We start from the raw sequence: 12,514 nt of genomic DNA on the forward strand, positions 1-12,514 counted from the left end.
TAACACCTTTAATTTAAATAATAAATACTATCATTATTTTTTATGTCTTGGCTCAGAGGAAACAGTTAATCTTTTTCTTCCTTTGGCTCTTCTTCTCGCAAGAACTTTTCTACCATTGGCAGTCGCCATGCGCTCCCTAAAACCATGCTTGTTTCTTCTCTTCCTTTTGGATGGTTGATACGTTCTTTTCATTTCCGAACTGTTTTATGGATTTTGTTGATGGGAAATTAAACTTCCCTAAAAAATTCTGGGCGCAAATATACGAAGACTTTTTACTTTGGCAAGCCCAAACTTAAAATATTTAATTAACTTTTTAGTACTTTTGCCAGCGCTAAACTAAAGGTAAAAATCACTAGACAATATGTTCAATAAAAATATCAAGCTCGTTATTGCAGTTCTTATCATTGCTTATGCCGTTTACCAATTTGTAGAAGGCAACATAGGCAACGGAATCGCATTGATCTTGCTCTCCCTCGTTTTCATTTTTCTATACTTTAGGAATGAGTTTATCCTTTTGGCATTTCTTAAAATGAGAAAGCAGGATCTGGAAGGAGTGCAGGCTTGGCTTGATAAAATAAAGAACCCGGAGTCCGCTTTGATCAAAAAACAAGTGGGATACTATAACTATTTACACGGTATCATCTACTCACAGAAAAACCTGACACAGGCCGAAAAATTCTTTAAAAAGGCCTTAAAATATGGCTTGACCATGGATTATGATGTGGCCATGGCCAAATTGAGCCTGGCGGGCATCGCTATGCAAAAGCGTAGAAAGCGTGAAGCGACCCAATTGTTGAAGGAGGCCAAGAAACTGGATAAGAACAACATGCTTACCGACCAGATCAAGATGATGCAGCAGCAGATGAAGAAGATTTGATCATTCTTCACTCCTTGTAACTCACTTTTCTTTGTAATTGATCTAAGTCCCCATCCCTAATCACCCCATTGGTCAATTATTGGAAGGAATATAGCCAGAAAAAAACTAACTTCACTTAGCTGACCAATCTGGTTCGGCATCGTTCGCTATAAAATTTCCATAAATCATCAAGCGAAACAAAAAAGCTTCTTCATTTTTCATTAAGAATATTATAGAACCTCAATTGGTCTTATAAACACATCATATAAGCTGTAATGGCATCTTTCTCCTCTTTGGTCAAGCCCAACTCGAGTACTATGTTGAAAAACTCGGTGGCATCGTCCAAAGTAGGCAATCTATCATCATGAAGATAAGGTGGCGAATCTTTAATCCCTCTCAAAGGAAAGGTTTTAATCGGTCCTTCTGGCCGACCTTTATAAAAACGCTCTACCTTTAAATCGTGCATATAATCATCAACAAAAGCGGGACCATAATGGCATTGAACACATTTGGCCTTCCCACGGAACAACTCTTGCCCCAACAGTTCTTGTTTGGTGGATTTTTCTGGAATCAAGTTCCCCATACCGTCAAGTTTAGGAGCCGGTGGAAAATCAAGGATAGAATTAAAATCCCCCATACGATTGGTAACTTCTCGCTTTTGACTGCGCGGACCAATATGCTGCTGCATGCCTGGATCACCATCAAAATATTCCTCAACCTCCGCAAAGTGGTCCATACTGCGAATAGATCTTTTAGAGGATAACTGCATTAAATTGTAATTTCCGCGCATGGTCGGGGTTCCCACTCTTAATCTCGCCAAGTTCGGACGACTGTCCGGACCTAGTTCAAAAGCACCATTGGTATGCCCGTTCACGTGACACGAGAAACAGGATACCCCTGCACTGGGAGCCTCAGTTACCCTATGTGTCGTATGGTTGAACCATGTGGTTGGAGATGGACGCAACAATTCCTTTAATCCCTCCATTTGTTCTGGAGTGAGAAGACCATTGAAAATCTCATAATAATTGGCAATGGTTACCTCCCTGCCCTTGGTAACATCGCCCAACTCCCTGTGTGTTGTCAAAAACATTGGGGGCGGAAACTCGGGAAGGTATTCCACTGGGAAATCATGGTCCATATCGATTCTTACATGCTCTGGATGGGCCTCGTTCCAATTGTCTGGAAATACCATATGGGCGGTGGACGCCAGCGGATGGGCCAAAGGTTTAAAAGGGAACAAATCCCTTTCCCTTATCTCCCGGGCCGTAAGTTCGGACAGTTCCTCAAAGGACTTAACTCCCTTAGGTAACCTGGCAATTGGGCCTTTCATGATCGGATTTCTTCCACCCGACATGAATTTGCCCTCATGTACCTCACCGTTGAAATCGTAACGTGAGTCCATGTATTCCCTCACATCTGCCATAAGTTCCGGCTTCTGTTTTTTATTGAAGGCCAACCACTCTTCCCACGACATGCGTAAATCAGGGGTTGTGAAGGATGTTTTTCCCTTGCCACCGTATCGCCAAAGATCAAATGGGGTACGCTCTCCTTTTTTTACATCAGGAAATGGCAATAGTGAATCAACATGGCTTGGACCTAGTTCATAATCCGGTTCTACATAATCCGAAATCACCACTCCGGGGGATTGTAGCAAGTGCAACTGGTTATTTACTACCTGAAAACCAACCAAAAGCAGCCCTGCAACAAGACAAATGGCAATAATTCTTTTCTTCATAATTTTTGTTCCCTAAAATTTCAAGTGCCTAAGTATACTAATTTTCTTAAAAAAATCATAAAATCACCCAAGGCAGTTTTAACTCAAAGAACTTTAATGTGATTATGATAAAATTTTAACGCCCATTTCCCTGAATTCTTAATAGGGCAATAACCATTGTTCTCTCTCATCCACTAAAAATCATGGAATTCATGTTTAGGTAATCGTGGTATAGCTACATTTGTGAACGTTTATATTTTATGCTGCATATTTATGTACTATCCGCTATGCCTTAATGGTGCCAAAATCCACCCATTATTTGGTAATTTCCTAAAAGGAGAACCCTACATCTTTGATTTTTCATCCAATAACCCAAAAACACTGGAATACAACCTTTTCGATTTCGCAGAGTTCAACGATATGGTTTTTAATGAGTTGGATGGCTCATCCCACCAATGGGGCATTGGCAGATACTTGGAAGAACGGAAAACGCTGCTAAGGGCCTACCCCAATATTATTGAAGAAAAACGGTATTATCACCTCGGATTGGATATTATAGTACCTTACGATACCCCCATGTTTTCCCCTTTGGACGCCGAAGTCTATAAAACGGGCAAAGAAACTACTGTTGGCAATTACGGCGGATATATTATCCTAAAACATAGTGTCAACGGAGTGGTCTTCTTTTCTTTATACGGACACCTGAAAACGCCCCTTCCGGTAAATTCTGGTGACAAGATAAAGGCGGGTCAAAAGTTTGCATATATAGGACAAGAAAGTGATAGCGGTGGTTGGTTTTGCCACGTGCACCTGCAAATTCTCACCCAACAAGCCATTGATGATGGTTATGCCGATTGGGGATACATTTCTCCGGCATTACTGCCAAAGGTGGAAACATATTTTCCTTCGCCTTACTTTCTGTTCAAATACTAAAAGAAGGTTACCTAAGATCCTATTTCCCCGTACTGGCCCTATCGGATAACACCCTATGTTTTGAGAACTGGGGCGCAACCATTTAGTGGTATAAATTCATACAAAGTATAATTCCGCCAATTGATATAGGTCATTCGTCAATTCATTATGCTGCTCTATGGCCAAATCCATTAGCTTCACTGTTATCCAAATTCAATTCAATCATGCTAAACAATAATTTAGTAAAAGTGCTATCCAAGGTCTACAGGTATGAGAATTCCGAGTATGATTTTGATAAGAAAATTGACGTATATCAAATCCCCGACAGCCTATCAAATGAACAAAAAGAACTCCTGAAAGCCAGTAATTTTGAACTCAACCGAGTAAGAGAGCATAATCATGATAACGTTATAAAAGAACTAAAAGGCATTGTAGAGAATGCCCATCTGGAATATATTGTTTCCAATATGTTCATAAAAGCTGTAGGGTCAGGTTTTAACAGGGGCATACAATCTATTTTCAGTTATTATTTTGCCCAAAACATGCCTCTTCATGATTTTGATCTATTGACCAGAAAAGGATATCGAACCGAAAATACCTGCAAGATCTGTGGTATAAATAAAAAGATGTGGCATAATGACAGTGAAAATCTATATGATCTATATATCGGATATTGTAGGTTTGGTGGTTATGCCGAGATGCTTTTAGACCTGAAAGAAGTATTGACTTTTAAAAATATTACAGCTACCGATAACGAAAAAAGTGTTTTTTTAAAAGTTATTGAAATTATTGAAAACGCTCCGAATGATGAAACACCCTCTAAATTGATAAAGCGTTTAGCTAAAGAAAAATGTCTGCCGGGAAGCAACAATACTTCCCGTGTTTGGATTGTGAAATGCCTCGCCGAATTAGGCATACTCAAAAATCGATACGATGCCAATTACAGTATTATGAATCCATTTATCCATTATGAACAAAAGTTGGAATGGGAGTTGGATATTCACAAAAACTCTCCGTCAAGAGCAGAAGTGGAATTTCCGATTTCTGCATGGAGGGGAAAACTAGGTGTCAACAGAGATTATGTAGAAAAAATTATGGCTAATGCCAAAACTAGATAAAACTATGGAAAATGGAACGTACCTTACACGACCCTTTGTCCATAATACAAATCTTAAAGGTTAAAACAGTGTAGCCGAGCTGGCTTTAACAGGAGGAAACTTCCAATATCGAAACAAGTCCACATTAAAGCAGCTATGTCACCTCTCCAGTTTACAGAACCCTTCCTACTTACCCGTACTACCTACACGATAATACCCTTTGTTCGGGATTTCGATGGTGTATTTTTTACGGGAAGCATTGTTCAAATGCGGTTCGCGCAACCAAGGGTTATGGCGCTTCAAAACTTTGTAGTTGATTTCATAGAGCGCTGCAAAATCGGCCCAGTTGGTAACGGCGGTATCTACCTCAACGGTAAAGGTGGGCACTTTTTTGTACATGTCATCCTCTTCCAACTGGAAACCATATTTGTCGCGGTCGGATAGAATTTCTTTTATGGCCAGAATACGGAACACATAGCGCCCTGTCTCTTGCCCCAATAGCAAATCGTAATAATCATCCACTTGCTGAATGTCCATGTATTTTTGAATTCCCGCTGGACCTGCATTGTAAGCGGCAGCGGTCAATGTCCAGCTGCCAAAACGATCTTTCCATTTGTTTAGGTAATCGCAGGCTACTTGGGTGGCTTTTTCCACGTGGTAACGTTCATCTACATTGTCGTTCACTTCAAGGCCATATTCCCTTCCTGTTCCTCGCATAATCTGCCAAAAACCAGTGGCTCCAGCGGGCGATACCACATTTTGAAGACCACTCTCCGCAACGGCCAAGTATTTAAAATCATCGGGGATACCGTTCTTTTTAAGAATTGGTTCAATGATCGGGAAGTATTTGTTGGCCCTTTTCATTAACAAAAGTGCATTGGACTGCCAATAGGTATTCACCAAAAACTCACGGTCCACACGCTCCATGATCTCTGGATCTTCTTGCGGAACAGCTTCACCAGCAAAATTCAGGTCCTCTGGTATCTCTATAGCACTAATCTGATAGGTATCCGCTACATTCTTATCCGTTGTTTCAGATTCAGACCCATTTACAGTAGGTTGTTCCTCTTCATTCGACTGCACGGCAAAAATTAACGTGCTCACTATGGCGATCAATCCAATAAATGCCAAAATGTTCTTCATCTGTTTCATGTCTTCCTTATTTATATTAATGTAAAGATACTATTATATAGACGAAATTATTCCAAAATAATTGTGGGCAAGTTCTCATTGAACCATCGAGCGCGATGAATGATCATGGTGTGGGTCCCATTTTTTACGGGGATGCAATCTTTAATGTTGGTTATCGGGAAAACAGCGTCGCGTTCTCCTTGAATGTGCACGATATGCTCTGCTGGAACCTCCTGGTCCCAATTCACAATCTGGTCTATGGACCAATCAATATAACATTTATCACGAATGGATAAATACTTTTCATACAAGTGCAATCGCTTGGTCACCGTTTCTCCAAAGGCGTATTTAGCCAACAGTTCCACATTGTTCACTAACCCAGTGGGCAATAATTTGTGTGCTTTGGTGTATTTGGCAAAAATCATTCTTTTCGGCAATTCGTGCTTGCTTTTTACGGATGACACCACAATAACTTTCTTCACTGGTATAATTTTGGCCATCTCCTGCACCAACATGCCTCCAAATGAAACTCCCAACAAAACAGGATTGGGTTCTTCGATCTTTTCACACATTTTCTCGGCATAATCCGAAATACTCATTCCTTTTTCTGGCACGAACCACTCCAAGGTATGGGGCGTAAACCGATCTGTTGGAAGTTTGATTCCTTCAAAAATTGAGGAGTTGGCAGCCATTCCCGGCATCAGGTACACATGGATTTTATTGTCGGACATATCGTACCAAATATCGACAAGGACTAGGAAATTAGCAATATTTTGACTAATTTTGTAACCCTTTTGCAGCCAACCCCGCCTAATGGATACATTTTTTATAAACAGGGGAATTTAGATATGCCTTTTTTCAAGGTATTTCTGCGAGTCATTAAAAAAACAAGTACTGTATGACAACAATGGAAATCACTGACAATAGTTTCTTACGTCAATTTGAAACTAAGGTCAATGGGCATTTAGCCAAAATTGAGTACTCTTCACAAGAGCGTAAAGTATTTTTGACCAAACTGGTTATTCCTGAAGAAATTACAAAAGAGGGCTTTAAAGAGGATTTTATTAAAGCGGTTTTAAATGAAATCCAAGAGAACAACCTTAGAGTTGTACCGACAAGTCCACAAATTGCAGGATTTTTGAGAAAAAATAGGCAATACAAGGAAATGTTACCAGTTGGTATCCGAATCTGATCTAATCGATTATCGGTAAAAGCATTTAAGCCTCCTAGATCGGGAGGTTTTTTTATGCCATGATTTCATTGGAAACAAATTCGAACCGCACCAGACCATCGGCATCAATGTCCCTTAGTTCAACTTGGTGCAAGGTGTTCACCAAAGATGGGTCCCATGGCGCCTTTACCTTAACATAGTTTTCGGTGAATCCGTGGATATAGCCTTTTTTGTTCTCCCCCTCAAACAAAACTGTTCGAACAGAGCCCAATTGACTCTCGTAAAATGCCCTTCGTTTTTTAGCAGACAATCCACGAAGCATTTTGCTCCGTTTGCTACGTACTTTTTTGGGTACTACTTCATCCATCTCAGCAGCCACCGTGTTATCCCTTTCGGAATACGTAAATACGTGCAGATAGGAAATATCCAATTCGTTCAAGAAATGATAGGTCTCCAGGAAATGCTCGTCGGTCTCTCCCGGGAAGCCCACAATCACATCTACCCCGATACAGGCATGCGGCATAGCTTCCTTGATGCGCTTGACCCGATCAACATAAAGATTGGACAAATAACGGCGACGCATCTTTTTCAAGATCTCATCGCTGCCACTTTGTAAGGGCACGTGAAAATGGGGCACAAAGGAATTGCTCTGGGCCACAAAATCTATGGTCTCATTCTTGAGCAGGTTAGGTTCAATGGAAGAGATTCGGAGACGATGAATACCATCAATCGTATCCAAAGCCTTTACCAGATCCAAAAACGTATGCTCGTGTTTTTTGTTCCCGAACTCTCCTTTTCCGTAATCACCGATATTAACACCTGTCAGCACAATCTCTTTAATATCCTGAGATGCAATTTCCTTGGCGTTGTTCAGCACATTGTCCAACGTATCGCTTCTTGAAATCCCGCGGGCCAAGGGAATGGTACAATACGTGCATTTGTAATCGCAACCATCTTGAACCTTTAAAAAAGCACGGGTGCGGTCGCCGATGGCATAACTGCCCACATAAAAATCAGCCTCCTCAATTTCGCAGGAATGTACCTCCCCCCTATCGTTTTTGGTTAGATCGTTCAGGTAATCCGTAATTTTAAACTTCTCTGTAGCTCCAAGCACCAAATCGACACCATCAACCGCTGCCAATTCTTCTGGTTTCAGCTGTGCATAGCATCCTACTGCGGCCACAAAGGCCTCGGGATTAGACTTTTGAGCTTGTTTTACGATAGTTTTAAAACGCTTATCGGCATTTTCCGTCACCGAGCAAGTGTTGATTACATATACATCGGCTTCTTCGGAAAAGTCCACGCGCTCAAACTCCTCCTTTTCAAAACCTCTCGCAATCGTAGAAGTTTCGGAGAAATTGAGTTTACAACCCAAGGTGTAAAATGCGACTTTCTTGCTCATATAACTGCCGTGCGTTTTAGGGGCGCAAAGATAGTGATTTGTTGGGAGTTACTGCAAAGGGTTCAGAGTTTAGAGTTGAATGTTAAATGAATATGTCATTTCGAGGGTAGTCGATAAATCCAAGTTTTAAACAATGGGCCAATTTCCTTTCCATCAACTTTTAAGTAACTTGTTCGCACATACCAACCATAAAACAACCATATGAAAAAGTTCTCGTTCCTGATCTTTATTGTTCTAATTGTCGGCAACCCATCAATAGCGCAAGAATACAAGCCCGCTGAAGAGAACCTCGAAAACAGGGAATGGTTCCAAGATGCTAAATTTGGAATGTTCATTCACTGGGGTGTGTATTCCGTTTTGGGAGTACATGAATGGGTCATGGAAACCCAGTCCATCGACAAAAAAACCTATGAAAAAATCCCGGCATTTTTCAATCCTACCGAATTTGATGCCGAAGAATGGGTCCTATTGGCCAAATCGGCAGGCATGAAATACATCACCATCACCACGAAACACCACGATGGCTTTGCCATGTTCGACAGTAAATTGACGGATTGGGACATAATGGACAGAACGGTCTACAAAAAAGATGTCATCAAACAAATGGCGGAAGCCTGCAAAAAACATGACCTGAAACTTTACCTGTATTATTCACAATTGGATTGGCACCATAACGATTATTATCCGCGAGGAGACACAGGAAAAAAAACGGGAAGGCCCGATAACGGCAATTGGAAAAACTATTTGGACTATATGAACGGACAGCTTGCCGAATTGCTTACAAATTACGGAGAAATCGGAGGTGTTTGGTTTGATGGCTGGTGGGACAAAAAAGAAGCCGATTGGCAACTTAGAAAAACCTATGACCTCATCCACGAGCTACAGCCCCAAGCCATGATAGGCAGTAATCATCACCAAGCCCCGAATGAGGGTGAGGATTTCCAAATGTTCGAAAAAGACCTGCCCGGAGAGAACAAAGGTGGCTTTAGCGGCGACTCCGAGGTGGGCAGTCTACCTCTTGAAACTGCTGAAACCATGGCGCAGCGTTGGGGTTTTTCGTTGCAGGACAACGCTTATAAATCCTCTAAGGAGCTGATTCAATATTTGGTAAAAGCAGTAGGCTACAATTCCAATTTTCTCCTTAATGTGGGCCCAATGCCCAATGGAAAGATTCAACCAGAATTTATTGAAACACTAAAAGTCATTGGGGATTGGACCAGTACCTATGGCCAAACCATTTATGGAACAAGAGGCGGCCCCATTCCACCACAAAGCTGGGGTGTATCCACGCAAAAAGAGGATAAAATCTACATTCATATCATGGATTGGAAAACCGATAACTTCTTTTTCCCGACCGTGGAAGGTAAAATTACCGCTGTGGTCGATTTTCAATCCAAGAAAAAGTTGAAATACAGCACAAATTCTTATGGCACTTTAGTGGAACTACCAAAAAATCGCGATTACGATGCAGCTGATTTTGTTTTGGAGGTCATTAGTAAATAAAAAGTCCTTTGTTATGAAAAAAAGTAGAAGTCATGATTGGGTTGATACCAATAAACAAAGTATAGCAACCTTTCCGATGTGTATTGATTTAGTATATTAGAAACCTGTTAGCACAAGAAATTACAGCATTTAGCACTTAAAAAACTAACAAATGACCACCAACCAAACCTTTGTGAAAGGCAGTAAAATACTGTTCCTTTTTGCTCTTTTTAGCCTCGTCTTCACTTCATTTGCCATAGCGCAATCCCCTAACGAACCCGTAAAACCAAGAATAATTGTTACTGCAGATCCAGAATTGGACGACAACAATTCCTTGATACGCTTTTTGCTCTACAGTACGGATATGCAAATTGAAGGATTGATCTATGCCAGTAGCGGCTACCATTGGAAAGGAGATGGCAAAGGCACCAAATGGTTTGTGCCAGGAAGGGAGTACGACCGTTTTAAAATGGATATTTGCCCCTGTGAATCTTGGCGCTGGAACGAGGACGAACGCTTTATACACGATGTAGTGGAAGCATACGCCAAAGTGTACTCCAATCTTACGGTGCATAACCCGGACTACCCTTCCCCTGACTATCTGAAGTCAAAAATACGAATGGGTAATGTGGAGTTCGATGGGGATTTCTCCAAGGACACCCCTGGCTCGGAACTCATCAAATCACTGATAATGGACAATGAACCCGGTCCCCTGTTCATCACCGCATGGGGTGGACAAAGCACCATTGCCAGGGCGTTAAAATCCATTGAGGAAGAATATGAAAACACCCTGGAATGGGAAGCCGTTCAAAAAAAGGTATCGGACAAAGTGGTACTACTACCTTCCGGCGATCAAGATGATACCTATGCCAAATACATTAAACCCAACTGGCCCGATATTGAATACCGCCAATTTGAAAATGGACCACATTATGCCTATGGGGCACAAATAAATGCAAGTCCAGAAAATGCGCCTTACTTAACTTCTGACTGGATGAAGAAGAACGTATCCGACCAAGGACCATTTGGAGAACTATATCGTGTGTGGGGTGATGGCAAGCAAATGGTAGAAGGCGATAAAGTGGACTATTTTGGATTCAGTGGCTACACCAATGAAGAATTGCGGGAAATGGGGTATATAGTTTGGTTGCCCGTTCAGGAAAAAGGCTCTTGGTTGGGCGAAGGCGACAACCATACCTTTATGAACATGCTCGGTAATGGACTCCGAGCTTATGAACATGGGACCTATGGTGGTTGGGGAGGACGCTCCAATGAAGGAGACAGCACCATTTTTAATTTTTCCACAGAAGGCGGTGCAGAAGAAATGGCGGAAATGTTGAGTTCTCAAAACGATGGGGGAAATCCAGAATACCCGAATTTCTTTCCGCAGGCGCAGCGCGATTTTGCCGCACGTTTACAATGGTCCGTCACCAAAAAGTACAATAAGGCCAACCATGAGCCAAAAGTAACCATTCAAGGACCTTTGCATGTTTTGGCTTCCGCTGGCCAAAAAGTGCCTTTGTTCGGAGAAGTAATAGACCCTGATGGCGATAGGGTGACCGTAAAATGGTGGCAGTTTCAAGTGGGTACATATCCCAATAAGGTAAAAATCAATAATTCGGAAACCATGAATGCCGAAATTGTAATTCCGGAAGATGTGATCCACGGACAGACCATCCATATTGTTCTAGAAGCAACGGATTCAGGTTCACCAAGCTTAACTCGGTACCAGCGGGTAATCATCACCATTAAATAGAGGGTGCTTCTTCGGAACAAGAATCAACTTTTTAGCTTTTGGTGTAAATTTGCTGCATGCTATTTTCTTGATCAAAGATAAATTGATGCAACCTTGGAGCAACTCTTCAACATATTTCGGTTCACAACAGAAGATGCCAAAGCCTTGGAAGGTAAAAGCATTGAACCCCATGTGCATGATTTTGAAGAATTGATCATTGGGTCCAAGGGTAAAATTTCCCACTTTATCGATTTTGAGGATGAAACCGTATATGCTCCCTTTGTAAGTTTTGTAACCCGTGGAAAACCACATTTGTTAAGGCCACAGACCCATGACGATGAATGCGACCTATGGGTGATTCGTTTTCGTAGCGAATTCATGTCCGAAGTTATTTTTAAGATGTACGGCTATTTTCATAATAGGGCCAACGTTACCCTTCCCACGGACGAAATCTTCGATAGACTGACCGCACTTTGCCAGATGATGTACGACGAAACCCAGCGCCCTTCGCCTGGTCTAGCTGTAATCAAGCAATTGTTTATGACGCTGCTCACCATCATCAACCACGAAAGACCGACCAATATCCAATCGGACTCCGCCAATTCGGCCTCAGAAACCTACACTCATTTCTTGCATATTTTGGAGGAAAATTTTAGGCGGAACGTTAAAATTTCATTCTACGCGGAAAAGCTTTTCATGAGCGAAAGAAATCTTAACATTGTTTGCCACGAGGTAATGCAGCAAAGCGCTGGCGAAATCATTGAGACCCGCAAACTTACGGAAGCCAAAAATCTGCTCATTAACAGTAACAAGACCATTGCAGAAATTGGTTTTGAGTTGGGGTATAATGAAAAAGCTTACTTCTCCAAAGTGTTCAAGCGCAAAACAGGGCATACCCCTACCGCTTTTAGAAAGGAAATGAAACAGCTCATTTCTTAAAAGTACAACACTTATTCCCAAAGGTATTACCGCCCGCCCTTCAATTCTTTCAACCTTTGAAAAACACAATTAAAT

12 protein-coding genes are annotated in these 12,514 nt (G+C 41.5%); 7 read left to right on the top strand and 5 right to left on the bottom strand.

The genetic code is table 11. The features are described 5' to 3' along the window. Positions 1–33 precede the first annotated feature (33 nt). Entirely contained in the window at positions 34–192 is a 159-nt protein-coding gene (rpmH, locus tag J0654_RS06705; protein WP_072882462.1) for a 50S ribosomal protein L34, read from the bottom strand. 169 nt (positions 193–361) lie between these two features. On the opposite strand from rpmH, the gene J0654_RS06710 reads away from it, so the two are divergent. Then, complete coding sequence (locus J0654_RS06710; protein ID WP_207026996.1) at positions 362–877, top strand: DUF2892 domain-containing protein; 516 nt, start codon at positions 362–364, stop codon at positions 875–877. A 229-nt stretch (positions 878–1,106) separates the two neighbouring features. Here J0654_RS06710 and J0654_RS06715 read toward each other — a convergent pair whose 3' ends face one another. Next, positions 1,107–2,591, bottom strand: coding sequence for a cytochrome C (locus J0654_RS06715; protein WP_207026998.1), 1,485 nt, complete (start codon positions 2,589–2,591; stop codon positions 1,107–1,109). A gap of 252 nt (positions 2,592–2,843) precedes the next feature. Between J0654_RS06715 and J0654_RS06720 the strand changes: the two genes are divergently transcribed. Together J0654_RS06720 and J0654_RS06725 are read left to right on the top strand one after the other, a co-directional pair. Next, positions 2,844–3,503 carry a peptidoglycan DD-metalloendopeptidase family protein gene (locus tag J0654_RS06720; RefSeq protein ID WP_207027000.1) on the top strand — a complete coding sequence of 220 codons (660 nt, stop codon included), beginning with the start codon at positions 2,844–2,846 and terminating at the stop codon, positions 3,501–3,503. Positions 3,504–3,706: 203 nt separating this feature from the next. Further along, on the top strand, positions 3,707–4,600 hold the full coding sequence (locus J0654_RS06725; RefSeq protein WP_207027002.1) for a hypothetical protein: 894 nt from the start codon (positions 3,707–3,709) through the stop codon (positions 4,598–4,600). Between the two features lie 165 nt (positions 4,601–4,765). On the opposite strand, the gene J0654_RS06730 is transcribed toward J0654_RS06725, so the two are convergent. Together J0654_RS06730 and J0654_RS06735 are read right to left on the bottom strand one after the other, a co-directional pair. Continuing rightward, a complete protein-coding gene (locus tag J0654_RS06730; protein ID WP_207027004.1) occupies positions 4,766–5,731 on the bottom strand; it encodes a lytic transglycosylase domain-containing protein in 966 nt (321 codons plus the stop codon). Between the two features lie 47 nt (positions 5,732–5,778). Further along, positions 5,779–6,441 (bottom strand): alpha/beta hydrolase, encoded by a 663-nt coding sequence (locus tag J0654_RS06735; protein ID WP_207027006.1) that lies wholly within the window; start codon positions 6,439–6,441, stop codon positions 5,779–5,781. Between the two features lie 167 nt (positions 6,442–6,608). Between J0654_RS06735 and J0654_RS06740 the strand changes: the two genes are divergently transcribed. Next, on the top strand, positions 6,609–6,902 hold the full coding sequence (locus tag J0654_RS06740) for a GNAT family N-acetyltransferase (RefSeq protein ID WP_207027008.1): 294 nt from the start codon (positions 6,609–6,611) through the stop codon (positions 6,900–6,902). Between the two features lie 52 nt (positions 6,903–6,954). On the opposite strand, the gene mtaB is transcribed toward J0654_RS06740, so the two are convergent. Beyond that, the gene (mtaB, locus tag J0654_RS06745; protein WP_207027010.1) at positions 6,955–8,283 is read right to left on the bottom strand and encodes a tRNA (N(6)-L-threonylcarbamoyladenosine(37)-C(2))-methylthiotransferase MtaB; all 1,329 of its coding nucleotides are present in this window, start codon (positions 8,281–8,283) and stop codon (positions 6,955–6,957) included. A 201-nt stretch (positions 8,284–8,484) separates the two neighbouring features. On the opposite strand from mtaB, the gene J0654_RS06750 reads away from it, so the two are divergent. From J0654_RS06750 to J0654_RS06760, 3 genes are all read left to right on the top strand, one after another. Beyond that, positions 8,485–9,786 carry an alpha-L-fucosidase gene (locus tag J0654_RS06750; protein ID WP_207027012.1) on the top strand — a complete coding sequence of 434 codons (1,302 nt, stop codon included), beginning with the start codon at positions 8,485–8,487 and terminating at the stop codon, positions 9,784–9,786. A gap of 151 nt (positions 9,787–9,937) precedes the next feature. Beyond that, on the top strand, positions 9,938–11,521 hold the full coding sequence (locus J0654_RS06755; RefSeq protein WP_207027014.1) for a DUF1593 domain-containing protein: 1,584 nt from the start codon (positions 9,938–9,940) through the stop codon (positions 11,519–11,521). 93 nt (positions 11,522–11,614) lie between these two features. Continuing rightward, positions 11,615–12,439: an AraC family transcriptional regulator gene (locus J0654_RS06760; protein ID WP_207027016.1), complete on the top strand. Its 825-nt coding sequence runs from the start codon at positions 11,615–11,617 to the stop codon at positions 12,437–12,439. The last annotated feature ends 75 nt before the right edge of the window (positions 12,440–12,514 follow it).

The sequence above is a fragment of the Flagellimonas profundi genome (assembly GCF_017313275.1).
Lineage (GTDB): Bacteria > Bacteroidota > Bacteroidia > Flavobacteriales > Flavobacteriaceae > Flagellimonas > Flagellimonas profundi.

Coding starts and splice junctions, on each gene's coding strand:
- J0654_RS06710 (WP_207026996.1), top strand. CDS start 362: ATGTTCAATAAAAATATCAAGCTCGTTATTGCAGTTCTTATCATTGCT.
- J0654_RS06730 (WP_207027004.1), bottom strand. CDS start 5,731: ATGAAACAGATGAAGAACATTTTGGCATTTATTGGATTGATCGCCATA.
- J0654_RS06715 (WP_207026998.1), bottom strand. CDS start 2,591: ATGAAGAAAAGAATTATTGCCATTTGTCTTGTTGCAGGGCTGCTTTTG.
- J0654_RS06720 (WP_207027000.1), top strand. CDS start 2,844: ATGTACTATCCGCTATGCCTTAATGGTGCCAAAATCCACCCATTATTT.
- rpmH (WP_072882462.1), bottom strand. CDS start 192: ATGAAAAGAACGTATCAACCATCCAAAAGGAAGAGAAGAAACAAGCAT.
- J0654_RS06725 (WP_207027002.1), top strand. CDS start 3,707: ATGCTAAACAATAATTTAGTAAAAGTGCTATCCAAGGTCTACAGGTAT.
- J0654_RS06750 (WP_207027012.1), top strand. CDS start 8,485: ATGAAAAAGTTCTCGTTCCTGATCTTTATTGTTCTAATTGTCGGCAAC.
- J0654_RS06755 (WP_207027014.1), top strand. CDS start 9,938: ATGACCACCAACCAAACCTTTGTGAAAGGCAGTAAAATACTGTTCCTT.
- J0654_RS06735 (WP_207027006.1), bottom strand. CDS start 6,441: ATGTCCGACAATAAAATCCATGTGTACCTGATGCCGGGAATGGCTGCC.
- mtaB (WP_207027010.1), bottom strand. CDS start 8,283: ATGAGCAAGAAAGTCGCATTTTACACCTTGGGTTGTAAACTCAATTTC.
- J0654_RS06740 (WP_207027008.1), top strand. CDS start 6,609: ATGACAACAATGGAAATCACTGACAATAGTTTCTTACGTCAATTTGAA.